The following is a 24805-nucleotide window of genomic DNA, read 5'->3' as shown; positions in this document are numbered from 1 at the left end:
TCACGGTGTAGATCGCTGGCGCAGCACCAGGGTGCCGTCCTGCTGGGTGAAATCGAGTTGTCTGAGTGCGCTCATGCCGAGCAGCACCTCGTCGCCTTCCATGCCCGGCGCGATCAGCGCCGGCACATCGGTCAGGCGGATGTCGCCAAGCTGCAGGCTGGGCAGGCGCGTGCGCCAGCCCTGGCTGCGGCCGTTGGCGGTGTCCAGGGTCACCGGCAAGCCGCGCGGCAGGCCGAGGCGGTCGGCCAGGCGCTGCGGCAGGGCCACCTGGGTGGCACCGGTGTCGAGCATGAAGGTCACCGTCTCGCTGCCGATCCTGCCGTCCACCACGTAGTGGCCGCCACGATTGCCGATCAGCCGTACTTCCACGTAGCCGTCGCCGCGGGTCGACTGCGGCTGCGGGTTGGGGTTGTGCTGACGGGTTTCCCAGGCACCGAAATAGCGGGTGGCGAGCAGGATGCCCGCGCCCCAGGCGAGGAACATCATGATCTTGCCGATCCGCTTGCCCGGCACCGCGTCGTTCATTTGCCACCGAGCCAGCCGCCGGCCGGCGCCGCGAAGCGCAGCACGTAGGGGCGACTGTCGCCATCGGCACGGGCATGCTCGCCGTTGTCCAGGCCGATCCAGGCGCCCTGGTCGTCGAGGATCAGCGCTTCGGCCACGCCATAGGGCAGGTCATAGCGCCGTTCCGGGGCCAGGGCGCCAGCGGCGAAGGACCAGCACAGCTCCTGCGCGCCGGACTTCGGATCGCGGCGGCAGATCTGGTGCGCCAGGCGCTCCAGGGTGAACAGCTTGTCCTTGTACAGCGCAAGGTCGGAGAAATCGATTGGCAGGGCGCGCTCGGCGCCCAGCTCCGGGGGCGGCAGCGCGGTGCCGCCTTCGCTGAGCATCACGCAGTTGCCATCGCACTTCCAGGTGCCGTTTTCGTTATGCACCTTGAGCAGGCCGCGGCGCTGACGCTCGGCGGCCAGCCACAGCTGCTTGCCGTCGGCGCTGATGGCGATACCTTCGTAGAGCGCATTGAATTCCATCAGCAGGCCACTGGCGCGGGCCTGACGCAGCAGGTTCTGCGGCAACGGCAGCCAGCTCGGCTCGCCAACGGCGGGTAGCAGCAGGACGGCAGCATAACCCTCGCTGACCACATAGCGGTTGCCTGCCTGGTCGCAGCTGATGCCTTCGAAGTCCATGGCGCCGCCGCGCAGCAGGCCGCCGATGCTGACCCGCGCGCGGGTACCCCAGGACAGGCCGCTTTCCGGCGTGCCCGGCACCAGGAAGGGTTCGGCGCTGGCCTGCCAGGCCTTGCCCGGCGTCTCGTCGATCAACAGGCGGTAGATGCGGTCGTCATCACGGTCGGACACCGTCCACATCTCGTTGCCGCACAGCGCGAGCCCGGAAAGATTGCCGCTGGGCATGCCTTCCACCGGGTGTTCCGCGACGAACTGCAGCGACGCCGGCGCCAGGGGGGCGGCGAGCGGCGCGACAGCCTTGGGAGCCTGGGCGCCGACGGCAAGGCCGGCACAAAGCCCAAGCGAAGCCAACAACCAGCGCATCAGGCGATGTCCGCCAGGTTGCCCTTGGTTTCCAGCCAGGACTTGCGGTCGCCGGCGCGTTTCTTGGCCAGCAGCATGTCCATCATCTCCACGGTGCCCTCGGTGTCTTCCAGGGTCAGCTGGACCAGCCGGCGGGTGTTCGGGTCCATGGTGGTTTCGCGCAGCTGCGGCGGGTTCATCTCGCCCAGGCCCTTGAATCGGGTGACCTGCGGCTTGCCGCGGCGCTTCTCGGCGGCCAGGCGGTCGAGGATGCCGTCGCGCTCGGCTTCGTCCAGGGCGTAGAAGACTTCCTTGCCCAGGTCGATACGGAACAGCGGCGGCATGGCGACGTAGACATGGCCGGCTTCCACCAGCGGGCGGAAGTGACGGACGAACAGCGCGCACAACAGGGTGGCGATGTGCAGGCCGTCGGAGTCGGCGTCGGCGAGGATACAGATCTTGCCGTAGCGCAGCTGGCTGAGGTCGGCCGCGCCCGGATCGACGCCGATGGCCACGGCGATATCGTGGACTTCCTGGCTGGCGAGCACCTCGCCGCCGTCCACTTCCCAGGTGTTCAGGATCTTCCCGCGCAGCGGCATGATCGCCTGGAATTCCTTGTCGCGCGCCTGCTTGGCCGAGCCGCCGGCGGAGTCACCTTCCACCAGGAACAGCTCGGAGCGCATCGGGTCCTGCCCCGCGCAATCGGCCAGCTTGCCGGGCAGCGCCGGGCCCTGGGTGATCTTCTTGCGCTCGACCTTCTTGCCCGCCTTGAGGCGGCGGCCGGCGTTGCTGATGGCCAGTTCGGCCAGCTGCAGGCCCAGCTCGGGGTGGGCATTGAGCCACAGGCTGAAGGCGTCCTTGACCACACCGGAGACGAACGCGGCGGCCTCGCGGGAGGACAGGCGCTCCTTGGTCTGGCCGGAGAACTGCGGCTCCTGCATCTTCATCGAGAGGACGAAGGCGATACGCTCCCAGACGTCTTCCGGGGCCAGCTTCACGCCGCGCGGCAGCAGGTTGCGGAATTCGCAGAACTCGCGCATCGCATCCAGCAGGCCCTGGCGCAGGCCGTTGACGTGGGTGCCGCCCTGGGCGGTGGGAATCAGGTTGACGTAGCTTTCCTGCAGCGATTCGCCGCCCTCGGGCAGCCACAGCAGGGCCCAGTCCACCGCTTCCTTGTTGCCGGCCAGCGAGCCGCAGAACGGCTCGTCGGGCAGGCGCAGGTTCTCGGAGACCGAGTCGACCAGGTAGGAACGCAGGCCGTCCTCGTAGTGCCACTCGATGCGCTCGCCGCTGGACTTGTCCTCGAAGCTGACCAGCAGCCCCGGGCACAGCACGGCCTTGGCCTTGAGCACGTGCTTGAGGCGGCTGACGGAAAACTTGTGCGAGTCGAAGTACTTGGCGTCCGGCCAGAAGTGCACGCTGGTGCCGGTATTGCGTTTGCCGACAGTGCCGACGACCTCGAGGTCGCTGGACTTGAAGCCGTCGGCGAAGGTCATGCGGTACTCGTTGCCGTCACGCTTGACCCGCACCTCGACCAGGGTCGACAGCGCGTTCACCACCGAGATGCCCACGCCGTGCAGGCCGCCGGAGAACTGGTAGTTCTTGTTGGAGAACTTGCCGCCAGCGTGCAGCTTGGTAAGGATCAGCTCGACACCGGGCACGCCTTCTTCGGGGTGGATATCCACCGGCATGCCGCGGCCGTCGTCGATCACTTCCAGCGAGTTGTCCTCGTGGAGGATCACCTGCACGCTCTTGGCGTGGCCGGCGAGGGCTTCGTCGACGCTGTTGTCGATGACTTCCTGGGCCAGGTGGTTGGGCCGCGAGGTGTCGGTGTACATGCCCGGGCGCTTGCGCACCGGGTCGAGGCCGGAGAGAACCTCGATGGCGTCTGCGTTATAGGCGTTCTGCTGGGCCATGGGGTTCCTGCTTAATCAGTCGAAGAGGTGATGGCTTCAAATTCGGAGAAATCCACGTCGCGCCACTGGCTGGACGGCACCCCGGCAAAGGCCAGGAGCGCCGGCAGATGGCTGACGAAGCGCTGGAAGCCGTGGTCGCCGCCGGATTCGATGCGCAATGCACCTGCTCGGTAGTAACGCTCGGCGGCGCGGTAGTCGAGGGTTTCGTCGGCGGTCTGCAGCCACACCTGGTAGCGCGAGCCGTCGATGGGCGCGGGGACTTCAAGTTCCGCCAGCGCAGCGACGTGGTCCGGGGTCAGTTCCCAGGTCTCGCCACTGTAGTAGTTGGTCTGCGGGCCGAGCTGGCCGTCAAACAGCCGGTGCGGCGCCACGGCCGGGTTGATCAGCACGGCCTTCAGGCCATGGCGCTCGGCCAGGTACGTCGCGTAGTAACCGCCCAGGGAGCTGCCGATCAGCAGCGGCTGGCCCAGTTCGGCGATGGCGGCTTCCAGTTGCGCCAAAGCCTTGCGCGGATGGTAATGCAGCGCGGGCACGCGCAGCTGGTCGGCCAGACCCAGGCGCTCCATGGCAGCCGTGAACTGGCGCGCCTTCTGCGAGCCGGGCGAACTGTTGAATCCGTGGATATAGAGGAATGCGGTCATGGGCCGGGAGGCTACAAGCTGCAAGTGGCATGCCGCAAGTGGGTCAGCGTCGCAAGGCGTTCGAAGCGTGACCGTTCAATAGCCCTTGATGCTGTAGTCGACTTCAAACTCGATGTCGGTCACACGCGAAACGCCGGTCTCGACCTGACCATTGGGCAGCAGGCGCAGCCAGCGATAGCCCGGCGCCGGGCTGTCGACGCAGAAGTCCTCGCTGCCCGGAGTGAACTGCACGCAGGTCGACGGCGAGGCGAGCAGACGCACGTCGCCGCGCATGCGGTCGATTTCCTGATGCACGTGGCCCCAGAGCAGGCAGCGCACGTTCGGGTAACGGTCGATGACGGCGAACAGCCGCTCCGGGTTGTAGATGCCGATACGGTCCATCCACTGGCTGCCGATGGACACCGGGTGGTGGTGGAAGCTGATCAGCAGGTGTTTGTCCGGCGCGGCCTGGATGGCACGCTCCAGCAGCTGGATCTGTTCGACGGTCATCTGGCCCGGCACCGCCCCGGGAATGGTCGAGTCCAGCAGGATCACCCGCCAGGCGCCCAGGTCGATCACCGGGTCGAGCAGGTCGGTACCCGCGGCGGCTTCGCGCATCGGCTCCATTTCGTCGTGATTGCCGGGGAACCAGCGGGTCAGCGCAGCGATGGGCGCAGTAATGTCGCGAAAGCGCCGGTAGGACTCGACCGAGCCGTCCTGGGAGAGGTCCCCCGTGGCCAGTACCAGATCGATCGCCGGTTGCTCCTCGCCCACCAGGCGGACGACCTGGGTCAGGCTGTCGGCGGTGTCCATGCCCAGCAGCCGGCCGTTCTCTTGCGCGAACAGGTGGCTGTCAGAAAGCTGGACGACCAGGACGGAATCGGAAGCGCTGGACTGGGTGGGCAAAACGCCTTCTCCTGTGAGGCGGGCGTGCGGGGATTCGTGACGAAGTATGGTGACAGGCGCCCCCCTGAGCAAACCGGGAAAGCGTCACAGATCACAGTTAGGGACACGAGTGAGCGATGGACGGGCAGGATATCATGGCACGCCGCCATCATCCTGATTTCAGCGTTGCAGCACCGGCTCCAGCTCGTGGCCGCAGGACAGGCAGTGGCTCAGCCATTCGCCGAGGAACTGGTTGAGCTGGTTCTTCTCGTCCGGCTGGTGCATCGCCTGGTTCGGGTAGGGGTAGATCGCCAGCAGGCGGCGCGCCTGCTCGGCGCCGACCACTTCGGCCATGCGCGCGTCGTGGTAGACCCGCACTTCCAGCCTGGGTGCCGGCAGCCAGGGCAGCCCCAGTTCCTGGCGCACCTGCAGCACGGTGGTGTAGGGGCAGGCTTCGATCACGTCCAGCGCCAGCACGCCGAGCAACCGCTCGCCTTCACTGAGCGCCACACGGCGCGAGACCTGGGTCTCGCGCATTTCCGGCAGCAGGCGCATCAGGCGCAAGTAGTTCGCCTCGCAGGTCGCCTGCAGGCCCGCCAGGTCGACGCGATAGCGCTCGCGCAACAGATTCACACCCATAACCCCCTTACCTCGGCGCGATTGAGCGCCAGCCATTGCAGGGCGAGCATGCTCGCCGCGTTGTTGATGCGACCGTCACGTACGGCCTGCAGTGCTTCCTCGAACGGCATGACGTGGACGCGAATGTCCTCGCCCTCCTCCTCCAGCCCGTGGATGCCCGAGGCGTTGCTGCTGTCGCAGCGGCCGACGAACAGGTGCACCAGCTCGTTGCTGCCACCGGGCGACGGCAGGTACTGGGCGATCGGCCAGAGCGCGCCGAGGGTCAGGCCGGCCTCTTCCACCGCTTCGCGGCGGGCGACTTCCTCGGGCTCCTCGTCCTTGTCGATCAGCCCGGCCACCAGTTCCATCAGCCAGGGATTGACCCCGGCGTCCATGGCGCCAATGCGGAACTGTTCGATCAGCACCACTTCATCGCGTTGCGGATCGTAGGGCAGCACGCACACGGCATCGTGGCGCACGAACAACTCGCGCTTGAGCACCGGGCCCATGCCGCCGGCGAACTGGCGGTGCCGCAGGTGCAGGCGGTCGACCTTGTAGAAGCCCTTGAAGCACTGCTCGCGCTTCTGGATCTCGATGTCCAGGGGGCCTGGTTTGAACGTTTCCGACATCCCGTTCCTACTCCCGTTCCTACTGACAGTGCATTGAACTTCGCGCCATCCTATCGCGCCGCCGAAGGCGACGCAGCCTCTTTCGCGGGCGGCCGGACGGCCAGATTGGCTGTGACCGCCGCACGCAGCCGGGGTTCGCAAAGTGGTTCATAATCAACCGCCGAACCGGCAGCGCCGATGGCGGTCGAACCACTCCATTGCCGGCGAACGTCCACGACAAGGAATCCCATGCGACTTCTGAAACTAGCAGCCCTGTGCGGCATCAGCCTGTCACTGGGGGCGTGCCAGGGTCTGTTCAAGCCCGCGCTCGACGAACCGCTGCCTGCGCAACACACCGCCTTCGAACATGCCAAGCCGGGTTGCCAGGGTGACCAATGCCCGCTGTTCAACCTCGACACCGTAAGCTTCGACGACGAGCCGGCGCTCAACGAAGCGATCAACACGCAACTGCTGCAACTGTCCCGCGAAGGCGACGGTGCGCCCCCGGCGAGCCTGGACGTCTACGAGAAACGCTTCCTCGATTCGGCCCAGCCCGGCTGGAGCAGCTACCTGCAGGCCAAGATCCGCGAACAGCATGACGGTCTGGTGATCATCGAGCTGTCCAGCTATCGCTTCACCGGCGGCGAGTACGGCCAGCCCGGCCGCGCGTTCATCAATTATGATCGACGCATCCACAAGGTGCTCGCCCTGCAGGACATTCTCCTGCCCGGCCAGGAGGACAACTTCTGGAAGGTGGCGCGCATGGCGCACCAGGCGTGGATCCTGCAGAACAAGCTGGACGAGCAGGACCCGAATTTCTCGAAGGACTGGCCGTTCCAGCCCACCGAGCATTTCGCGCTGACCTACGGTGCGCTGACGCTCAAGTACAACATCGACCGCATCGCCCCGCATTCGGTCGGGCACCCGGAGCTGAAGATTCCGTATCCGCGCCTGAATGGCATCGTGAAGACCTACTACTTCCCGGGACGCGGCGCACAGTAGGCAGGGTTCGCAGCGGCCGGCGGCCAATCGCGGACGGAGTCCGCTCCTACGCCAGGTTTCAATGCGTGCGCGATCAGCCGACAAGGCTGGCGTTGGGCGGGTTCGCGAGCAAGCTCGCTCCTACAAGAGCCGTTGCACCGGCTTCAAGCCTGTAGGAGCGAGCTTGCTCGCGAACCGCGTCACGCCGAAGCCGGCACCTTCGCCCCAATCCGCCCCAGCAGCAGTTGCAGCACAGCCGCCACCGCCAGCGCCGGCAGGGTCGCGCCCAGCTCCGGCAGGTAGTTCGCCAGCAGGTGATACACCACCACGCCACCGCCCCAGGCGATCAGCGAGCCCCAGCGCAGGCCGTGGGGAATCGCTGCCGGGGCGCGGCGGCGCAGGACGAAGTGGTCGATCAGCACCACGCCGAACAGCGGGGCGAACACCGAGCCGATCAGCAGCAGGAAGTTCTGGTACTGCTCAAGTGGCGCAAACCAGGCGATCAGGGTGCAGATCACGCCGATGGCCAGGGCCAGCAATTCGACCTTCAGCGGCAGCAGGATGCCGCTGGAAACCGCCGCCGAGTGGATGTCGGCGAAGGCCTTCTCCGACTCGTCCAGCAGGATCAGCAGCAGCGGGATGCCCATGCCGGCGCCGGCCAGCGCCAGCAGCAGCACATTGGCGTCGCTGCCTTGGGCGAACGCCAGAGTGTAGGCCACGCCCAGGCCCATCAGCCAGAAGCAGCCGATGAAGAAGCCCAGCGCCGCGCCGGTGAAGGTCTGCCCGGCGTGCTTGCCGAAGCGCGAGTAGTCGGCGATCAGCGGCAGCCAGGACAGCGGCATGGCGATGGCGATGTCGAAGCCCACGGCGAAGGACAGCGAGCCGTCGCCGGCCTTGGCCCAGAGCGCGGCCAGGTCTGCGCGCTGGAACAGGTCGAAGGTCAGCCAGACGCACGCCGCGAGCAGCAGCCAGATGCCCCAGCGACGCAGCACCTTGCGCACGAAAGCGAGCGGTCCGGCAATCGCGAGCAGAGTCGCCAGCGCGCCGAATGCCAGGGTCCAGAGGGCTGGATTGGTCCACAGGCTGCCCTCGCCGAAAGCGCGGGTCGCCAGCAGGCTGGCGGCGTCGCGCATGACGATGATCTCGAAGGCACCCCAGCCAATCAGCTGCATCAGGTTCAGCAGCGCCGGCAGCGCGGCGCCGTGGCTGCCCAGGCTGAGCTTTAGCGAGGCCATGGCGGACAGGCCGGTGTCGGTGCCGATCACCCCGGCGCTGGCCAGCAGCAGCACGCCGACCAGGGTGCCGAGCAGGATTGCACCGAGTGCGCCGGCCAGGCCCAGGCCCGGCGCCAGCAGGGCGCCGGTTTGCAGCACCATCAGGCCGATGCCCAGGGAGAACCAGAGGGAGAACAGGTCGCGCAGGCCGAGCACGCGCTGGGCGCTGCCCACGGCGGAGGTCGGTGAATAGTCGATGGCGGTAGTGGTCACGATGCGTGCAGGGCTCGAAAGTTGAATAGGATTTTGTTGTTTTTCGTAGGAGCGAGCTTGCTCGCGAACGGTGCCCGCTGGCGGCTCCGCAGTTGGGCTGTTCGCGAGCAAGCTCGCTCCTACAAGTCTGCCCACCCTTGTCGTCAAGGGTGAGCGCGACCGGTCACACCTGCTTGTAGATCACCGAACCTTCGTCCTTGAAGCGCGCGGCCTGCTCCTGGAAACCGGCCTCGATGGCTTTCTGCTCATCGGTGAGGCCGTTCTCCTTGGCGTAGTCGCGGACTTCCTGGGTGATCTTCATGGAGCAGAATTTCGGCCCGCACATGGAGCAGAAGTGCGCCACCTTGGCCGAGTCCTTGGGCAGGGTCTCGTCGTGGAAGGCGCGAGCAGTGTCCGGGTCCAGGCCGAGGTTGAACTGGTCCTCCCAGCGGAACTCGAAGCGCGCCTTGGACAGCGCGTTGTCGCGGATCTGCGCGCCCGGATGGCCCTTGGCGAGGTCGGCGGCGTGCGCGGCGATCTTGTAGGTGATGATGCCGGTCTTCACGTCATCCTTGTTCGGCAGGCCCAGGTGCTCCTTGGGCGTGACGTAGCAGAGCATGGCGCAGCCGAACCAGCCGATCATCGCCGCGCCGATGCCCGAGGTGATGTGGTCATAGCCCGGCGCGATGTCGGTGGTCAGCGGGCCGAGGGTGTAGAACGGCGCCTCGTCGCAGCACTCCAGCTGCTTGTCCATGTTCTCCTTGATCAGGTGCATCGGCACGTGGCCGGGGCCCTCGATCAGAACCTGGACATCATGCTTCCAGGCGATGCGGGTCAGCTCGCCCAAGGTCTCCAGCTCGCCGAACTGCGCGGCGTCGTTGGCGTCGGCCACCGAGCCCGGACGCAGGCCGTCGCCCAGCGAGAAGCTGACGTCGTAGGCCTTCATGATCTGGCAGATTTCCTCGAAGTGGGTGTAGAGGAAATTCTCCTGGTGATGGGCCAGGCACCACTTGGCCATGATCGAGCCACCACGGGAGACGATGCCGGTGACGCGCTTGGCGGTCAGCGGCACGTAGCGCAGCAGCACGCCGGCATGGATGGTGAAGTAGTCCACGCCCTGCTCGGCCTGTTCAATCAGGGTGTCGCGGAAGATTTCCCAGGTCAGGTCCTCGGCGACACCGTTGACCTTCTCCAGCGCCTGGTAGATCGGCACGGTGCCGATGGGTACCGGGCTATTGCGCAGGATCCACTCGCGGGTCTCGTGGATATGCTTGCCGGTGGACAGGTCCATCACCGTGTCGGCGCCCCAGCGGATGCCCCAGGTGAGCTTCTCCACTTCTTCCTCGATGGAGGAGCCCAGCGCGCTGTTGCCGATGTTGCCGTTGACCTTCACCAGGAAGTTGCGGCCGATGATCATCGGTTCCAGTTCGATGTGGTTGATGTTCGCCGGGATGATTGCGCGGCCGCGAGCGACTTCCTCGCGGACGAACTCGGGGGTGATTTCCTTCGGGATGCTCGCGCCGAAGCTCTGGCCCGGATGTTGGGCATCGAGCAGGCCGGCGGCGCGGGCTTCCTGCAGCTTCATGTTCTCGCGGATGGCGATGTATTCCATCTCCGGCGTGATGATGCCCTGGCGCGCGTAGTGCATCTGCGTGACGTTCTTCCCGGCCTTGGCGCGGCGCGGGGTACGTACGTGGGCGAAGCGCAGGGCGTCAAGGCTTGCATCGGCCAGGCGCGACTGGCCGAACTCGGAGGTCAGGCCGGGAAGGATTTCGGTGTCACCACGCTCGTCGATCCAGCGCGAGCGCACGTCCGGCAGGCCCTTGCGCAGGTCGATGCGCACGTCCGGGTCGGTGTAGGGGCCGGAGGTGTCGTAGACCATCACCGGGGCGTTCTTCTCGCCACCGAAGGCGGTCGGAGTGTCGGCGAGGGAGATTTCCCGCACCGGGACGCGGATGTCCGGGCGCGAGCCGGTCAGGTAGACCTTCTTCGAATTCGGAAAGGGCTGGGTCGACTGGCGGTCCAGCTGTTCAAGGCGGGTGACGTTGTTTTTCTGGGTGCTCATCCTGGCTCTCCTGGGGTTGATTGCCGGGGGAGAACCTGGGACGAGAGGAGCTGCTGGCTGCAGCGAAGGGACGCATCCCGAAGAGGGCTGGGGCCGGGGCGGAATGCGCCGCGGGATGCGTACTTCTTGTTCCCTACGCGGGTGCTAACCCGATCAGGTTCAACGGGATCCGGAACTATCCGATCTCAGCCCCTCGCAATGGGGCACCCCGACAAGAACGCCCGCAGTCTAATCAAGTGCACACGGATAAGCCAACGCCGCCCGGCCGAAAACGCGCAATTGCCTACACGCGGCTACACTCCTGCCTCGGAAGGCTCGTACGAACGTGCCTTGACCGCCACCGGCGGCGACCGTAGCCTTGCCCCACCTCGCATCACTTTCCAGGATGAACGAATGCTGCGCAGACTCTCTCTGGCTGTCGCTGTAGCCGCAACGACAGGCTTTGCCTGGGCTGCACAGCCCGCTCCGGCCGCCCCTTCTCTGCCCACCAAGACGGATCTGATCAGCGTCTACAAGGACGCGGTCGACAACAACGCCGACCTCGCCGCCGCCCAGGCCGACTACCTGGCGCGCAAGGAAGCCGTGCCCCAGGCACGCTCCGGCCTGCTGCCGCAGATCAACGCCGGGGCCAGCACGGGCAGCACCCGCACCTCGCTGGACACCCCCAGCGCCACGCTGAACCGCAATACCCAGCTGGTGCAGGCAACCCTGAGCCAGCCGCTGTTCCGCGCGGATCGCTGGTTCCAGCTCAAAGCCGCGGAAAACACCACCGAACAGGCCCAGCTCGAATTCTCCGCAACCCAGCAGCAGCTGATCCTGCAGACCGCCCAGACCTACTTCGGCGTGCTCCGCGCCCAGGACAACCTGGCCGCCAGCAAGGCCGAGGAAGCAGCGTTCAAGCGCCAGCTGGACCAATCCAACGAACGCTTCGACGTCGGCCTCTCCGACAAGACCGACGTACTCGAATCCCAAGCCAGCTATGACACCGCGCGGGCCAACCGCCTGGTGGCCGAGCAGCAGGTGGATGACGCCTTCCAGGCACTGGTGACCCTGACCAACCGCGAGTACAGCGCCATCGAGGGCATCCTCCATTCGCTGCCGGTCGTCGCGCCGGTTCCCAACGACGCGAAGGCCTGGGTGGACACCTCGGTCCAGCAGAACCTACGCCTGCAGGCCAGCAACTACGCGGTCGATGCCGCCGAAGAGACCCTGCGCCAGCGCAAGGCCGGCCACCTGCCGACCGTCGACGCCGTGGCCCAGTACCAGAAGGGTGACAACGACGCGCTGGGCTTTGCCAACGATGGAAGCCAGCCGCATTACGGCAAGTACGTCGACCAGAGCAGCATCGGCCTGCAGCTGAACGTGCCGATCTACAGCGGTGGCCTGACCAGTTCCCAGGTCCGCGAGGCCTACCAGCGCTTGAACCAGAGCGAGCAACTGCGCGAAAGCCAGCGCCGCCAGGTGGTCCAGGACGCCCGCAACCAGCACCGCGCGGTGAACACCGACGTGGAGCAGGTAAAGGCGCGTCGCCAGGCGATCATCTCCAACCAGAGCTCGCTGGAAGCCACCGAGATCGGTTACCAGGTCGGTACCCGCAACATCGTCGACGTACTGGACGCCCAGCGTTCGCTGTACAACTCGGTGCGCGACTACAACAACACGCGCTACGACTACATCCTCGACAACCTGAGCCTCAAGCAGACCGCCGGCACCCTCGCGCCGAGCGACCTGGAGGCCCTGGGCACCTACCTGAAGCCAGACTACAACCCGGACAAGGACTTCCTCCCGCCGGACCTGGCCAAGGCCGCCGAGGCGCAGCTCAAGGCCGGCGCGAAGTACTGATCCTGCCCCAAGAAAAAGCCCCGCATCGCGGGGCTTTTTCTTGCCGGACAATCGCCCTGGCATTGATCGCAGAAGCGGACCGAAACGACGGCGCCGGTCAGTCGCGATACCCCGGCGACACCCGGTCCAGCATGCGCAGCAATGCCGACCACGCCAGGTCGTAGCCATCCGGGTCGCTCAGTTCCCCTTCCGCCAGCGGCCGCGCCGGAGCGTTGAATTGCTGCTCGGTGTGACGGCACACCTCTTCCGGCGGGATCACCAGTTCACCGCCCGCCTGGGCCGCCAGCTGGATGTCGCAGGCCTTCTCCAAGTAGTACATGCGCAGGAACGCCTGCTGCACCGTCTGCCCTACGGTCAGCAGACCGTGGTTGCGCAGCATCAGGCCGTAGTGGTCACCCAGGTCGCGTACCAGGCGCTCCTGCTCGTCCATCGACAGGGCGATACCTTCGTAGTTGTGGTAGCCGATGCGTCCGTAGAATTCCAGGGATATCTGGTTCAGCGGCAGCAAGCCACAGGCCTGCGCCGCCACCGCACAACCCGCGCGGGTGTGGGTGTGCAACACGCACTGCGCGTCTTCGCGAGCCCCGTGGATGGCGCTGTGGATCACGAAGCCGGCCGGGTTGACCTTGTACGGCGACGGCTCCACGGCATGACCGGTGAGATCGATCTTCACCAGGCTGGAGGCGGTGATCTCGTCGAACATCAGTCCATAGGGATTGATCAGGAAATGGTGTTCGGGACCGGGAATGCGCACCGAGATATGAGTGAAGATCAGGTCGGTCATGCGGTAGTGCGCGATCAGGCGGTAGCAGGCCGCCAGCTCCTCACGCAACTTCCACTCCTCGGGCGAACAGGTGGCGCGACTGGGCGCCTGCAGCGACGTCATGGTGCACTTCTCCTCTTAAGGAAGCCGGGGCACGCGGCCCCGGCGTCACGGTCAGGTCCTGGTCATTGCGCGGCCCAGGCGTTGAAGCGCTCTTCCAGCTCCTCGCCATGGTCGACCCAGAACTCATCGTCCATCGCCAGGCCTTGCGGCAGGTTCTGCGTGGATGTCGGCACCCAGCCGGCCAGGTCGGACGGCAGGCGCTCGGCGGCCTGCTTGTTGGTCGGACCATACGCAATGTGCTTCACGTAGTCGACCTGGGCATCGGGCTGGTTGGCGAAGGCGATGAAGCGCTTCGCCGCGTCGACGTGCTGCGAGCCCTTGATGATCGCCCAGTAGTCCATGCCATACAGGCTGCCTGGCCAGACCAGCTGCAGATTGCGTCCCCCTTTGTAGGCATCGGCGATGCGCCCGGTGTAGGTGGTCGTCATCACCACGTCACCGGCGGCCAGCCACTGCGCCGGTTGCGCGCCGGCTTCCCACCACTGCACGTAGGGCTTGATCTGATTGAGCTTGGCGAAGGCGCGATCGACGCCGGCCTTGGTGCCCAGTTCCTTGTAGACATCGGCGGGCTTAACGCCGTCGGCCATCAGGGCGAACTCCAGGTTGTAGATCGCACGCTTGCGCAGGCCGCGCTTGCCGGGGAATTTCTGCACGTCCCAGAAATCCGACCAGGACTGCGGCGCCGGCTTGAGCTTGTCGGCGTCATAGGCGATGGCCACGCCCCACACCAGCGCGGCCGAGCCGCAATCCTTGGCGGCATTGGGGATCAGCTGGTCCTTGCCACCGATCTGTTGCCAGTCCAGCGGCACGAACAGGCCTTCATCGCAGCCACGGGCCAGGTCCGGCCCCTCGATCTGCACCACGTCCCAGTCGGCGTGGCCGGTGTCGGCCATTACCTTGATACGTGCCATTTCGCCGTTGTATTCGGTCTGGGTCACGCCGACCCCGGACTGCTTGCTGAAGGGCTGGAAGAAGGCAGCTTCCTGGGCCTTCTGGCCAGCGCCGCCGTAGCCGACCACCACCATGTTCTCGGCGGCCTGGGCGCCGCCGCACAGCCCGAGAGCGAGCAGCAGCGGCGAGACGGCAGTCTTGAGGAAGGAGCGTTTGTGGCAGGTGTTGCGGTGGAAAGTCATCGAGCATACCCCCAGTCGTAGGTGGCAATGGGCGCAGCCGGGATGGCCGCGCACACGCTGGACGGGCGCGCCGAAACAACGTTGCAAGAAAGGCAGGGCAGAGAGAAATCGATTGCCAGCGGGTGGGCCCGCCATGCGAGGGGGAACCGTACGGGACGGTTCATGCGCCTCTCCTCTTGTAGTTGTTGTGGAGCACGTCGCGGTTGCCCCGGAGGACTCCGGGTGCGCTATCGAAACTACCCAGTCATCTTTAAAAAAACAAGTTGATTTTTTACTGGTGGTAAATTTTCATAGGAATAACTTAAACAACATTTTCCACGACAGGAGAAGCCGCCGTGTCCCAGGTCCGCCACTTCCAGCAGTCATCCCTGCAGTTCCAGCCCTACGGTGGGCAAGACATCGAAAGTGCCGCCATCTGCCGGCTGATCGGCCCGGCGGACAGCGAAACCATGGGCGCGGGCCTGGCGCGCTTTGACGGCGTCTCCATCGAATGGACGGTGCTCTACGACGAGCTGATCGTGGTGCTCGAAGGCAACTTCCGCCTGCGCCTGGCCGACCAGGTGATCGACGCCAAACCGGGCGACGTGATCTGGGTCCCCGAACGCACGCCGCTGGCCTACGAAGGTGAGAAAGCCTGCGTGTTCTACGCGCTCTATCCGGTGGACTGGCAGGCGCGCAACGCCTAGTTGATCGACCGGCTGCGCGTCGGCGGAACTGCGTTGGAAACCGGCTCGGCATGCTCATTGACTGGAGTCAACTCCGCTGCCTCACCGGTTTCCGCCTTGTTCCGCTCTAGCTCGCGCGGTCGATGTTTAGTGCTGAATTGACAACAAGAATCCGGAGTTGCCCGATGAGCCAGTTTCCCCACTTGTTCAGCCCGCTGCGCATCCGCGGCAAGGAGCTGAAGAACCGCATCATGTCCACCGGGCACGACACCTCGATGCCCACCGACAACCTGGTCAATGACCAGTTGGTGGCCTACCACACCGCCCGTGCCAAGGGCGGCGTCGGCCTGATCGTGCTGCAGGTAGCCGGCGTTCACGACAGCGCCCGCTACACCTCCCACGTGCTGATGGCCACCGATGACGAGTGCATCCCCGGCTACCGACGCATCGCCGAGGCCTGCCATGCCGAAGGCACCGTGGTGCTTTCCCAGGTGTTCCACCCCGGCCGGGAGATCATGGAATCCAGCGACGGCCTGCTGGCCGTGGCCTACGCGCCGTCCGCCTCGCCCAACGAACGTTTCCGGGTGATGCCCCGCGAGCTGAGCCAAGCGATGATCGACGAGATCATCCAGGGCTACGCCGACGCCGCTCGCCGCCTGCATGCCGCCGGCATCGACGGCGTGGAAGTGGTCGCCAGCCACGGCTACCTGCCGGCGCAGTTCCTCAACCCACGGGTGAACCGCCGCACCGACGGCTACAACGGCGACCTCGACGCACGCCTGCGCTTCACCCGCGAAGTGATCGCCGCCATACGCGCCGCCACCGACGAAGGTTTCATCATCGGCCTGCGCATCTCAGCCGACGAGCGTGACCCCGAAGGCCTCACTGAAGACGAATCGCTGCAGGGAGTGAAAGGGCTGCAGAACTCGCTGGACTACGTGCACATAGTCGCCGGCACCTCCGCCTCGCTGGGCGGTGCCATCCATATCGTGCCGCCGATGGCCGTCGAAGCGGCTTACCTGGCGAACGAAGCCGGCACCTTCAAGCGCAACCTGGAGGTACCGCTGTTCGTCACCGGGCGCATCAACCAGCCGCAGGAAGCCGAGCTGATCCTCGCCCGCGGCCAAGCCGACGTCTGCGGCATGACCCGCGCGCTGATCTGCGACCCGCAGATGCCGGGCAAGACCGAAAGCGGCCACGTCGAGGACGTGCGCGCCTGCATCGCCTGCAACCAGGCGTGCATCGGCCACTTCCACCGCGGCTACCCGATCTCCTGCATCCAGCACCCGGAAACCGGCCGCGAACTGATCTACGCCGAACGCAAGATGGCCACCCAGCGCAAGCGCGTGCTGGTAGTCGGCGGCGGGCCGGCGGGCATGAAGGCAGCTGCCGTCGCGGCGCAGCGCGGCCACGCAGTCACCCTCTGCGAAGCCAGCGGCCAGCTTGGTGGGCAGGTCAACCTCGCCCAGCTGCTGCCGCGCCGTGCGGAGTTCGGCGGCGCCTCCACCAACCTGCAGCGCGAAATGCAACTGGCCGGCGTCGAAGTGCGCCGCAACACCCGCGTCGACCGTGCGCTGGTCGAGCAGGAACGCCCCGACATGGTGATCGTTGCCACCGGCGCCAAACCCTATCGCCCGCCTTACGAAGAGGCAGGCGACCTGCAGGTGGTCGACGCCTGGCAAGTGCTGCGCGGCGAAGTGAAGATCGGTCGCTCGGTGCTGGTCACCGATTGGCGCGCCGACTGGATCGCCCCCGGTATCGCCGAGCGCCTGGTGCGCGATGGTCACCAGGTACAACTGGCGGTGAACGGCACCCATGTCGGGGAAAACCTGCCGCTCTATGTCCGCGACCACCTCGCCGGCGAGTTGCACCGCCTGGGCATCACCATCACTCCCTACGCCCGCCTGTACGGCGTCGACGACAGCACCGTCTACCTGCAGCACACCGCCAGCGGCGAGCCGATGCTGGTGGAAAACATCGACACCCTGGTGCTCTGCCAGGGCCACCAGCCGGTGGACGAATTGGCCGAGGCTATCGCCGACCTCGCTGAGGTGCGCCGCATCGGCGACTGCCTGGCGCCGCGCACCGCGGAAGAGGCGATCTACGAGGGGCTCAAGGCAGGGTGGGCAATCTGAGCCTGCTTGAGCCCTGGGGACGGATCAATCCGTCCCCAGGGCCCATCAACCAGGATTGCACTCTAGAATGGCCGTTCTGTAGCCAATCGTTGAAGCCATGAACCCAGGTCTAGCCAAACTCGTCGCCGACTATCAGCGCGCCGTACGCCAGGCAGTGGCGCTGCTCGAACAATCGGCCATCGCTCGCCCCGCCAGTAATCGCGAATGGGCATTTCTCGACATTCCCCATCGGGGAACACTCAAAGACGGTGTGCACTACTTCAAGCATGGCTACGGCTGCGCCGTCCAACTGCCTGACGGAACCGTGGACTTCGACTTTGGCGCCAAGGGTGAAATCGACGGGTTCGATTTCTGGCGTCTGGCGGGCTTCGCGGAAGCGAAGCTACCCGACTATGGTTTTGCCGACGAAGATGCCCTCAAGGAGTGCTTCAGCCAAGAGGTCGAAGCAGGAACGCTGCGCTACTCCGGCTACATCCTCTACTACCTTGTGCGTTTTGAGCCGAACTGCGCGCAACGATGAATCGACGCATTGTTTAGAATGCCCCACGACGCCAATCGCCAGGACCCCCGCCGCATGAGCCGCAAAGCCCCGCAGGAAGCCCCCGCCAACGCCGAAGCGCAGTTCCTCGGCACCCGCATCCGCGGTCTGCGCAAGCGCCGCGGCATGACCCTGGCGGAGCTGGCCGAGCAGAGCGGGCTGACCGCCGGCTACATCAGCCAACTGGAACGCAACCTCGCCTACCCGTCGATCCCGGCGCTGTTCAACATCGCCCGCAGCCTGGGCGTGACCATTCAGTGGTTCTTCGCCAGCGAAGTGCAGGTCGACCCGGCCGACGCCGGCTACGTGGTGCGGCGCAATGCCCGCACCAGCGTGCATTACGAAGACGGCATCATCGACGAACTGCTCAGCCCGCAGCCCAGCCGCCAGCTGGAAATCCTCCATTCGAAGTTTCCGCCCGGAACCTACAGCCAGCAGAGCTACAGCCACGACGGCGAGGAAGCCGGATACCTGCTCAGCGGCACATTCGAGCTGTGGGTGGGCGAACGCCATTTCGTGCTCAACGAGGGCGACAGCTTCAGCTACTCCAGCCAGGAGCCGCACCGTTACGGCAACCCCGGCGATGTGGATGCCGTGGTGCTCTGGGTGATTACGCCGCCGACTTTCTGATCAGTCGCCCGAGGCCATCCAGCAAACGCTCCAGCGCACCCTGGTTGGCCTTCATCACGCCCAGACCGGCATCGGCCATGCGCTCGGCAGAAGCCGGCTCGTCCCACAGGGCGGCCACCGCCACCGCCAGCGAAGGCGCATCGACCACTTCGCGCAGCGCGCCGACCTCGCGCAGTTGCGCCGCGATCTCCAGGAAGTTGAACAGGTGCGGGCCGGACAGCACCGGCTTGCCCAGAGCCGCCGGCTCAAGCAGGTTATGCCCGCCGTTGGGCACCAGGCTGCCGCCGACGAAGGCGACATCGGCCAGCGCATAGAGGAACAGCAACTCGCCCATGGTGTCGCCCAGCAGCACCTGGGTGTCCGCCGTGACCTGCTCACCGGTGGAGCGGCGCAGGGTGCGCAAGCCTTCGCGATTGCACAGCTCGAACATCGGGTTGAAGCGTTCCGGGTGGCGGGGCACCAGGATCAGCAGCGCCTCCGGGTGTTTTTCCAGCAACTGGCGATGCGCAGCGAGGACGATCTCGTCTTCCCCGGCATGGGTACTGGCGGCAATCCACACCGGCCGCTGCTGCGCCTGCCACTGGGCGCGCAGGTCATCGGCGCGCACCAGCAGTTCAGGGTCGATGGTCAGGTCGAACTTGATCGAACCGGTCACGCTCACACAGTCCGGGCGCGCGCCCAACTGACGGAAGCGCTCGGCTTCGGCCTCGGTCTGCACGGCAATCCAGCTCATCTCTTCCAGCATCGGCCGGGTCAGCCCGGCGAAGCGTGCGTAACCGCGCGCCGAGCGTTCGGACAGCCGCGCGTTGGCCAACGCCACCGGAATGCCGCGTTTGGCGCACTGGTGGATGTGGTTGGGCCACAACTCGGTTTCCATGATCACGCCCAGCACCGGCTGCGCACGGTCGAGGAAGCGCGCCGCCGCCCAGGGCAGGTCGTAGGGCAGGTAGCAGTGCTGCACCTGGTCGCCGAACAGCGCGCGGATGCGCTCGGAGCCGGTGGGCGTCATGCAGGTGACGGTGATCGGCAGGCCGGGGTGGCGCTGCATCAGCGCGCGGATCATCGGCGCGGCGGCGATGCTCTCACCCACCGACACCGCGTGCACCCAGATGCCGCCGGGCATGAGCGCCGGCAGGCTGAGGGAGAAACGCTCGCCGACGCGCAGGGCATAGGCCGGCGCCTTGCGCGAACGCAGGAACAGGCGCAGCGCGACCAGCGGCAGGCCCAGGTGGAGCAGCAGGGTATAGAGGGTCCGGTTCATGGCGGCGGAGAGTAGCAAATTCGCGGGCCAGCAGGCTGCACCACGTTTCACCGCAACGCCGAAGCCTCCGCGCGGCCGAGAGCAAGAGCCCCTCACCCTAACCCTCTCCCGCAAGCAGGAGAGGGGACCGTTCGGTGCAGGATGAAATCGTGGTGTGAGCCGGCACGATCTGCCCCCTCTCCCTTGGGAGAGGGCTAGGGTGAGGGGAAAGCGCAGGCAGAGACATATCCGGGCAAGCCAGCTATTTCCAAGCGAAGCCAGTCACACCGGCGAAGCAAGATGCTCCGCAAAGCACTCGCCCAACCACTGCGCCGCCGGCCCCAACGGCTCGTCGCGGCGCCAGACCAGCTCCACCACCAGCGGCGGCGGTGTCCAGTCGCTGGCCAGTTCCACCAGCAGCGGCTGGTAAGCCGGGTACTGCGCCACGTGGGTCGGCAGCCAGGCCCAACCGAGGTCGCGCATCAGCAGTTCGGCCATGGCGTAGAAGCTGTCGGCGCGCCAGACCAGCGGGCTGATCTGCTCGCCGCCGGGGTAATGGCTGTCCTGCGGGGCCATCAGCAACTGGCGATGCCGCGCCAGCTCACGGCGGTCGGCGTAGTCCAGCCTGGCCAGCTCGTGCCCGGCGCCGCACACGGTGACCATTTCGATGGTGCCCAGCCGCTGCCGCTCCAGTTGCTCGGGCATGCCCTCATGATGGAACAGCAGGCCGAGGTCAGCGCGGCGCTCCAGCAGCTTGCGCGCCACGTCGCCCTGGGCGCCGCTGGCCAGTTGCACCTCCAGGGTGGGAAATTCCTGCGCCAGCGCCTGCAGCCCGGAAAGCACCGGCTGGTAAGGCATCGCCTCGTCCTGCGCGAGGCGCAGCAACGGCTCGGTGCCGCGCACCAGCGCCAGCGCCCGGCTTTCCAGGCGCTCGCACTGTCGCAGCACCTCGCGGGCTTCGTCCAGCAGCGCCCTGCCCTCGCCGGTCAGCACTGGCTGGCGGCCGCTGCTGCGCTCGAACAGGGTCACGCCCAGGTCGCTCTCCAGCAGCGCGATGGAGGAACTCACCGCCGACTGCACGCGCTGCAGCTGTCGCGCCGCCGCCGAGAAGGAAGATTGATCGGCGACGCTGACGAAGAGTCGCAACTGATCCAGGTTCCACTGCATCGCCGCCACCTATCTTCAATTCAGATAGGTAATGACTTTATCCCATCATCCGGGGGACTAGAATGCCCGGCAGTTTCGAACGTCAGCTGCGTGTCGCTCATACCGAGCGGCGTGTCGTTCCGGGGAGCACCCACCATGCCCGGCTATCTCTACCTCGCCATCGCCATCGTCGCCGAAGTCATCGCCACCGCTTCGCTCAAATCAGTGAAGGGCTTCTCCACACCCCTGCCGCTGGTGCTGGTGATCGTCGGCTACGCCATTTCCTTCTGGATGCTCACCCTGGTGGTGCGCAGCATTCCGGTCGGCATCGCCTACGCCATCTGGGCAGGGCTGGGCATCGTGCTGGTCAGTATTGCTGCGCTGGTGCTCTACCAGCAGAAGCTCGATACCGCCGCCCTGTTGGGTATGGGCCTGATCGTCAGCGGCGTGGTGGTGATCCAGCTGTTCTCCGGCAACGCCGGTCACTGAAGTGGCCATGGTGCGCGGCCTGTCGCCGCGCGCCATCGGGTTATACTGCGCGCTTCGTTTTTCCCTCGAGGCGTTTTCATGTCCGAATCCCTGAGCACCGACATCCTCATCGTCGGCGGCGGCATCGCCGGTCTCTGGCTCAATGCCCGCCTGCGGCGCGCCGGCTTTTCCACCGTGCTGGTGGAGAACACTGCGCTGGGCGGCGTGCAGAGCATGCGCTCGCAGGGGATCATCCATGGCGGCACCAAGTACGCGCTGCACGGCGCGCTGACTGGCGCCTCGGAAGCCATCGCTGACATGCCGGCACTGTGGCGCGATTGCCTGGCCGGCACCGGCGAGGTAGACCTGCGCGGCGTGCGCCTGCTGTCCGACGCCCATTACCTGTGGTCGCCCGGCGGCCTGGCCGGCAACCTCACCAGCTTCTTCGCCAGCAAGGCGGTGCGCAGTCGTGTCGCCCAGGTGAAGGGCAGCGACCTGCCACCCGCCCTGCAGGACAAGGCCTTCAAGGGCAAGGCCTACCGCCTCACCGAGCTAGTGCTGGACGTGCCCAGCCTGGTCGCCCGTCTGGCCGAACTGGCCGGTGACAGCCTGCTGGCCGGCGAACACATCGAAGCCCTGCGCGAAGGCGACAAGCTGGTCGGCCTGCGCGTGGACGGCCGCGAAGTCCGCGCCCAACGCGTGGTGCTCAGCGCCGGCGCCGGCAACGAGGCGCTGCTGCGCGAACTGGGCCAGGAACGCCCGGAGATGCAGCGTCGTCCGCTGCACATGGTGCTGGTCACCGCGCCGACCCTGAAACCGCTGTACGCCCACTGCCTCGGCGGCGGGCCGAAACCGCGCGTCACCGTCACCACCCACCCGCTGAGCAACGGCGACTGGGTCTGGTACCTGGGCGGCGACATCGCCGAAGCCGGCGGCGTGGCGCGCAACGAGGCCGAGCAGATCGCCGAAGCACAGCGCGAGCTGCACAAGCTGGTGCCGTGGATCGACCTCTCGGCCGCTCGTTGGGCGACCCTGCGCGTGGACCGTGCCGAGCCTTCGCAGAACAACCTGCTGCGCCCGGACAGCGCCTTCCTCGCCGAGGACGGCGCCCTGCTGGTGGGCTGGCCGACCAAGCTGGCCCTGGCGCCGAACTTCGCCGACCGCGTGCTGGAGTCGCTGGAGAAAAGCGGCATCCGCCCGCAGGCCAACGCCGCCCTGCCGGACCTGCCGCGCCCGGCCATGGCCCGCCCGGTATGGGAGGAACTGCTCGGATGAAGACCCTGCATCACCTGCATCGCCCGCTGGGCAGCACGGGCCTGAACGTCTCGCCACTGGGCCTGGGTACCGTGAAGCTCGGCCGCGACCAGGGCGTGAAGTACCCCGAAGGCTTCCGCATCCCCGATGACCGCGAGGCCGCCGACCTGATCGCACTGGCCCGCGAACTGGGCATCAACCTGATCGACACCGCGCCGGCCTATGGTCGCAGCGAAGAGCGCCTCGGCCCGCTGCTGCGCGGCCAGCGCCACCAGTGGGTGATCGTCAGCAAGACCGGCGAGGAATTCGTCGGCGGCCAGTCGCAGTTCGACTTCAGCGCCGCCCACACGCGCCGCTCGGTGGAACGCAGCCTGCAGCGTCTGGAGACCGACTACATCGACCTGGTGCTGGTGCATTCCGACGGCAATGACCTGGACATCCTGCGCGGCACCGAGGTCTACGCGACCCTTGAGCGCCTGAAGGACGAAGGGCTGATCCGCGGCTTCGGCTTCTCCGGCAAGACTGCCGACGGCGGCCTGCTGGCCCTGGAGCGCGGTGACTGCGCGATGGTCACCTACAACCTCAACGAGCAGGCGGAAAAGCCGGTGATCGACCACGCCCACGCCCATGGCCGCGGCATCCTGATCAAGAAGGCCCTGGCCAGCGGCCACGCCGCCCTCGCCCCCGGCGTCGACCCGGTGCGCGCCAGCTTCGAACTGGTGCTGGGCCATCCGGGCGTCGCCAGCGCCATCGTCGGCACTATCAATCCACTGCATCTCGCGCACAACGTGGACATTGCCGCCGAGGTCCTCGACCGCTGATCGGCGGTCATGTGGATTACGCATTCCTGTGCCATGCTCCAACTCCCCCGGCGAAAACCGCGGGCACAGAAACTGTCGCCAACCGGCGATTCCCACGCAAAAGCCTCGGAATCGCAAAGCCTTTCAGGGAAAAATCCGGAAATCCTTTGGATTTTCGATGACACCAGGAGCGGTGTCAGGCTGTCTAGGTTGTAGCGACCCCGTAATTGAACGATCGGCCGGACCGTCCCCAGCAGACGGTCAGCGTTCGCGTCGGCGTCGCTTACCACGGTAAGGACGCGCCAGCGCAACCCGGCGCCCTGTACGAGAAGGAAGACCCTATGCCCCGTACGCTCGCCCGCAAGGACCCGACCGCCTTCAAGACCCTGCCGCTGCTGGTGGAAGCCAGCCCGGAAGGTCTCATCTACCAGACCCTCGGCAAGCCCCTGAACTTCGCCCAGGTCCTGGAAAAGCGCCGCCCCATCGAGATCAACGAGACCGAGCGCTTCGTCACTGAACTGGCCAACCTCGGCGTTTCGGTGCGCCTGACCCTGAACTACCAGGGACGCGACCACTGGATCCTGGTGCGCCAACGCCGCCTGGACCGTGGCGACACGGTGCTCAAGCTGATTTCCGGCTATGTGCCGGCCCACGAACTGAACCTGCCGCTGCTCACCGCGATCCAGGAAGTCGCCGAGGAATGCCTGGTGGAAACTGCCGACGGCTGGCTGGGCGGGCGCTTTGGCGACACCTGGCTGCCGACGCCCTACGAGGGCATCCTGCGCTATCGCGAAACCAGCCACTTCTCCCTGACCCCGCTGTCCGGCGCCTCGCGCCCGGTTCAGGCCGGTGCGCTGCGCTTGCTGGAGCGCCCGCAGGCCTATGTGCACCTGCCGACGGCCTCGCTGCAGTTGGTCTATGACCTGCGCATGGAGCTGCCCAAGGATGCCCGCGAGGTGAGCCTGTTCCACGTCGACGAGAAACTCGAAAGCGGCCCGCTGGTGGCGCGGCTGGACCGCCGTCGCCCGGACATCTACCTGCTGCCGCTGGAGCATGGGCAGCCGACCGGCGAGCTGCTTACCCTGAGCAAGGGCGAGCTGTGCAAGGCCAGCACCCGTGGCCTGTGGCTGTCGGAGAGTTTCGCCGAGCAGGATGGCTGGCTGGTGCGCGAGGAACGCATCCGCTTCCGCGAATGGATGGAGCAGTGGCCGCCCGCCGCCGGCAATGCCGGCAGCGGGCGGCGCACGGCCTGATTCCGCCGACATGATCACTCCGGCCTGACGGCCGGTTCGCGGGCATGGCCCGCTTGTGTCTGCAAAGCTCGATAAGCTCGAAGGTGAGAGCGACGGGAGGCAAGCTGCAGGTCCGCGGTGTTGGTCG

General features: G+C 66.4%; 23 protein-coding genes and 1 riboswitch. Of the genes, 10 read left to right on the top strand and 13 right to left on the bottom strand.

Annotated features, from left to right (window positions below; genetic code table 11):
* The 7 genes from ACIPK7_RS21510 to ACIPK7_RS21480 all read right to left on the bottom strand — a co-directional run bounded on the left by ACIPK7_RS21510 (position 1) and on the right by ACIPK7_RS21480 (position 6197).
* Positions 1-525, bottom strand: a complete 525-nt coding sequence (locus ACIPK7_RS21510; protein WP_192434059.1) for a TIGR02281 family clan AA aspartic protease — start codon at positions 523-525, stop codon at positions 1-3.
* The gene (locus ACIPK7_RS21505) at positions 522-1550 is read right to left on the bottom strand and encodes an esterase-like activity of phytase family protein (protein WP_401090054.1); all 1029 of its coding nucleotides are present in this window, start codon (positions 1548-1550) and stop codon (positions 522-524) included. Before ACIPK7_RS21505 ends, ACIPK7_RS21510 begins: the two co-directional genes overlap by 4 nt.
* Positions 1550-3445, bottom strand: a complete 1896-nt coding sequence (gene parE / locus ACIPK7_RS21500) for a DNA topoisomerase IV subunit B (protein ID WP_138214018.1) — start codon at positions 3443-3445, stop codon at positions 1550-1552. Before parE ends, ACIPK7_RS21505 begins: the two co-directional genes overlap by 1 nt.
* Positions 3446-3456: 11 nt before the next feature.
* Entirely contained in the window at positions 3457-4086 is a 630-nt protein-coding gene (locus ACIPK7_RS21495; protein WP_401090052.1) for a YqiA/YcfP family alpha/beta fold hydrolase, read from the bottom strand.
* A 75-nt stretch (positions 4087-4161) separates the two neighbouring features.
* Positions 4162-4971, bottom strand: coding sequence for a 3',5'-cyclic-AMP phosphodiesterase (gene cpdA, locus ACIPK7_RS21490; RefSeq protein WP_401090050.1), 810 nt, complete (start codon positions 4969-4971; stop codon positions 4162-4164).
* 159 nt (positions 4972-5130) lie between these two features.
* Complete coding sequence (locus ACIPK7_RS21485; RefSeq protein ID WP_192434049.1) at positions 5131-5589, bottom strand: DUF1249 domain-containing protein; 459 nt, start codon at positions 5587-5589, stop codon at positions 5131-5133.
* Complete coding sequence (locus ACIPK7_RS21480) at positions 5580-6197, bottom strand: NUDIX domain-containing protein (RefSeq protein WP_192434047.1); 618 nt, start codon at positions 6195-6197, stop codon at positions 5580-5582. The genes ACIPK7_RS21485 and ACIPK7_RS21480 overlap by 10 nt, the downstream gene beginning before the upstream one ends.
* A gap of 228 nt (positions 6198-6425) precedes the next feature.
* On the opposite strand from ACIPK7_RS21480, the gene ACIPK7_RS21475 reads away from it, so the two are divergent.
* Positions 6426-7178 carry an RsiV family protein gene (locus ACIPK7_RS21475; RefSeq protein WP_401090048.1) on the top strand — a complete coding sequence of 251 codons (753 nt, stop codon included), beginning with the start codon at positions 6426-6428 and terminating at the stop codon, positions 7176-7178.
* A 179-nt stretch (positions 7179-7357) separates the two neighbouring features.
* On the opposite strand, the gene cytX is transcribed toward ACIPK7_RS21475, so the two are convergent.
* Together cytX and thiC are read right to left on the bottom strand one after the other, a co-directional pair.
* Positions 7358-8644, bottom strand: a complete 1287-nt coding sequence (gene cytX / locus ACIPK7_RS21470; protein ID WP_401090046.1) for a putative hydroxymethylpyrimidine transporter CytX — start codon at positions 8642-8644, stop codon at positions 7358-7360.
* Positions 8645-8807: 163 nt separating this feature from the next.
* Positions 8808-10688, bottom strand: coding sequence for a phosphomethylpyrimidine synthase ThiC (gene thiC / locus ACIPK7_RS21465; RefSeq protein ID WP_192434041.1), 1881 nt, complete (start codon positions 10686-10688; stop codon positions 8808-8810).
* Between the two features lie 113 nt (positions 10689-10801).
* A riboswitch (TPP riboswitch) is annotated at positions 10802-10909 on the bottom strand.
* Positions 10910-11081: 172 nt separating this feature from the next.
* On the opposite strand from thiC, the gene ACIPK7_RS21460 reads away from it, so the two are divergent.
* Positions 11082-12530, top strand: coding sequence for a TolC family outer membrane protein (locus ACIPK7_RS21460; protein WP_192434039.1), 1449 nt, complete (start codon positions 11082-11084; stop codon positions 12528-12530).
* A 97-nt stretch (positions 12531-12627) separates the two neighbouring features.
* On the opposite strand, the gene ACIPK7_RS21455 is transcribed toward ACIPK7_RS21460, so the two are convergent.
* A complete protein-coding gene (locus ACIPK7_RS21455; RefSeq protein WP_192434036.1) occupies positions 12628-13416 on the bottom strand; it encodes a class II aldolase/adducin family protein in 789 nt (262 codons plus the stop codon).
* A 62-nt stretch (positions 13417-13478) separates the two neighbouring features.
* Positions 13479-14549, bottom strand: coding sequence for an ABC transporter substrate-binding protein (locus ACIPK7_RS21450; protein WP_192434035.1), 1071 nt, complete (start codon positions 14547-14549; stop codon positions 13479-13481).
* Positions 14550-14884: 335 nt separating this feature from the next.
* Between ACIPK7_RS21450 and ACIPK7_RS21445 the strand changes: the two genes are divergently transcribed.
* The 4 genes from ACIPK7_RS21445 to ACIPK7_RS21430 all read left to right on the top strand — a co-directional run bounded on the left by ACIPK7_RS21445 (position 14885) and on the right by ACIPK7_RS21430 (position 18517).
* Positions 14885-15235, top strand: a complete 351-nt coding sequence (locus tag ACIPK7_RS21445) for a cupin domain-containing protein (RefSeq protein ID WP_401090043.1) — start codon at positions 14885-14887, stop codon at positions 15233-15235.
* Positions 15236-15399: 164 nt separating this feature from the next.
* Positions 15400-17349, top strand: a complete 1950-nt coding sequence (locus tag ACIPK7_RS21440) for an FAD-dependent oxidoreductase (protein ID WP_401090042.1) — start codon at positions 15400-15402, stop codon at positions 17347-17349.
* A gap of 97 nt (positions 17350-17446) precedes the next feature.
* Complete coding sequence (locus tag ACIPK7_RS21435; protein WP_192434030.1) at positions 17447-17869, top strand: DUF6896 domain-containing protein; 423 nt, start codon at positions 17447-17449, stop codon at positions 17867-17869.
* 54 nt (positions 17870-17923) lie between these two features.
* Positions 17924-18517, top strand: a complete 594-nt coding sequence (locus ACIPK7_RS21430; RefSeq protein ID WP_401090040.1) for a helix-turn-helix domain-containing protein — start codon at positions 17924-17926, stop codon at positions 18515-18517.
* Here ACIPK7_RS21430 and waaA read toward each other — a convergent pair.
* Entirely contained in the window at positions 18498-19778 is a 1281-nt protein-coding gene (gene waaA, locus ACIPK7_RS21425; RefSeq protein ID WP_192434026.1) for a lipid IV(A) 3-deoxy-D-manno-octulosonic acid transferase, read from the bottom strand. The genes ACIPK7_RS21430 and waaA overlap by 20 nt on opposite strands.
* A 261-nt stretch (positions 19779-20039) precedes the next feature.
* The gene (locus tag ACIPK7_RS21420; RefSeq protein ID WP_081515494.1) at positions 20040-20924 is read right to left on the bottom strand and encodes a LysR family transcriptional regulator; all 885 of its coding nucleotides are present in this window, start codon (positions 20922-20924) and stop codon (positions 20040-20042) included.
* Positions 20925-21059: 135 nt separating this feature from the next.
* On the opposite strand from ACIPK7_RS21420, the gene ACIPK7_RS21415 reads away from it, so the two are divergent.
* The 4 genes from ACIPK7_RS21415 to ACIPK7_RS21400 all read left to right on the top strand — a co-directional run bounded on the left by ACIPK7_RS21415 (position 21060) and on the right by ACIPK7_RS21400 (position 24678).
* Entirely contained in the window at positions 21060-21392 is a 333-nt protein-coding gene (locus tag ACIPK7_RS21415; RefSeq protein ID WP_151188513.1) for a multidrug efflux SMR transporter, read from the top strand.
* Between the two features lie 78 nt (positions 21393-21470).
* A complete protein-coding gene (locus ACIPK7_RS21410; RefSeq protein WP_401090037.1) occupies positions 21471-22646 on the top strand; it encodes an NAD(P)/FAD-dependent oxidoreductase in 1176 nt (391 codons plus the stop codon).
* Positions 22643-23446 carry an aldo/keto reductase gene (locus ACIPK7_RS21405; protein ID WP_401090035.1) on the top strand — a complete coding sequence of 268 codons (804 nt, stop codon included), beginning with the start codon at positions 22643-22645 and terminating at the stop codon, positions 23444-23446. The genes ACIPK7_RS21410 and ACIPK7_RS21405 overlap by 4 nt, the downstream gene beginning before the upstream one ends.
* A 320-nt stretch (positions 23447-23766) precedes the next feature.
* Positions 23767-24678 (top strand): metal ABC transporter ATPase, encoded by a 912-nt coding sequence (locus ACIPK7_RS21400; protein ID WP_081515490.1) that lies wholly within the window; start codon positions 23767-23769, stop codon positions 24676-24678.
* Positions 24679-24805: the final 127 nt, after the last annotated feature.

It is taken from the genome of Pseudomonas sp. NPDC086581, from assembly GCF_044746165.1.
Classification (GTDB): Bacteria; Pseudomonadota; Gammaproteobacteria; order Pseudomonadales; family Pseudomonadaceae; genus Pseudomonas.
The sequence above is the reverse complement of the archived record's forward strand: the minus strand, read 5'-3'. Positions and strand labels throughout refer to the sequence as shown.

Excerpts from the sequence above, each read along its gene's own strand:
- ACIPK7_RS21420 (WP_081515494.1), bottom strand. The coding sequence starts at position 20,924 with ATGCAGTGGAACCTGGATCAGTTGCGACTCTTCGTCAGCGTCGCCGAT.
- waaA (WP_192434026.1), bottom strand. The coding sequence starts at position 19,778 with ATGAACCGGACCCTCTATACCCTGCTGCTCCACCTGGGCCTGCCGCTG.
- ACIPK7_RS21510 (WP_192434059.1), bottom strand. The coding sequence starts at position 525 with ATGAACGACGCGGTGCCGGGCAAGCGGATCGGCAAGATCATGATGTTC.
- ACIPK7_RS21435 (WP_192434030.1), top strand. The coding sequence starts at position 17,447 with ATGAACCCAGGTCTAGCCAAACTCGTCGCCGACTATCAGCGCGCCGTA.
- ACIPK7_RS21505 (WP_401090054.1), bottom strand. The coding sequence starts at position 1,550 with ATGCGCTGGTTGTTGGCTTCGCTTGGGCTTTGTGCCGGCCTTGCCGTC.
- ACIPK7_RS21455 (WP_192434036.1), bottom strand. The coding sequence starts at position 13,416 with ATGACGTCGCTGCAGGCGCCCAGTCGCGCCACCTGTTCGCCCGAGGAG.
- ACIPK7_RS21415 (WP_151188513.1), top strand. The coding sequence starts at position 21,060 with ATGCCCGGCTATCTCTACCTCGCCATCGCCATCGTCGCCGAAGTCATC.
- ACIPK7_RS21430 (WP_401090040.1), top strand. The coding sequence starts at position 17,924 with ATGAGCCGCAAAGCCCCGCAGGAAGCCCCCGCCAACGCCGAAGCGCAG.
- parE (WP_138214018.1), bottom strand. The coding sequence starts at position 3,445 with ATGGCCCAGCAGAACGCCTATAACGCAGACGCCATCGAGGTTCTCTCC.
- ACIPK7_RS21460 (WP_192434039.1), top strand. The coding sequence starts at position 11,082 with ATGCTGCGCAGACTCTCTCTGGCTGTCGCTGTAGCCGCAACGACAGGC.
- ACIPK7_RS21480 (WP_192434047.1), bottom strand. The coding sequence starts at position 6,197 with ATGTCGGAAACGTTCAAACCAGGCCCCCTGGACATCGAGATCCAGAAG.
- ACIPK7_RS21475 (WP_401090048.1), top strand. The coding sequence starts at position 6,426 with ATGCGACTTCTGAAACTAGCAGCCCTGTGCGGCATCAGCCTGTCACTG.
- ACIPK7_RS21450 (WP_192434035.1), bottom strand. The coding sequence starts at position 14,549 with ATGACTTTCCACCGCAACACCTGCCACAAACGCTCCTTCCTCAAGACT.
- ACIPK7_RS21495 (WP_401090052.1), bottom strand. The coding sequence starts at position 4,086 with ATGACCGCATTCCTCTATATCCACGGATTCAACAGTTCGCCCGGCTCG.
- ACIPK7_RS21485 (WP_192434049.1), bottom strand. The coding sequence starts at position 5,589 with ATGGGTGTGAATCTGTTGCGCGAGCGCTATCGCGTCGACCTGGCGGGC.
- ACIPK7_RS21400 (WP_081515490.1), top strand. The coding sequence starts at position 23,767 with ATGCCCCGTACGCTCGCCCGCAAGGACCCGACCGCCTTCAAGACCCTG.
- ACIPK7_RS21440 (WP_401090042.1), top strand. The coding sequence starts at position 15,400 with ATGAGCCAGTTTCCCCACTTGTTCAGCCCGCTGCGCATCCGCGGCAAG.
- ACIPK7_RS21410 (WP_401090037.1), top strand. The coding sequence starts at position 21,471 with ATGTCCGAATCCCTGAGCACCGACATCCTCATCGTCGGCGGCGGCATC.
- ACIPK7_RS21405 (WP_401090035.1), top strand. The coding sequence starts at position 22,643 with ATGAAGACCCTGCATCACCTGCATCGCCCGCTGGGCAGCACGGGCCTG.
- thiC (WP_192434041.1), bottom strand. The coding sequence starts at position 10,688 with ATGAGCACCCAGAAAAACAACGTCACCCGCCTTGAACAGCTGGACCGC.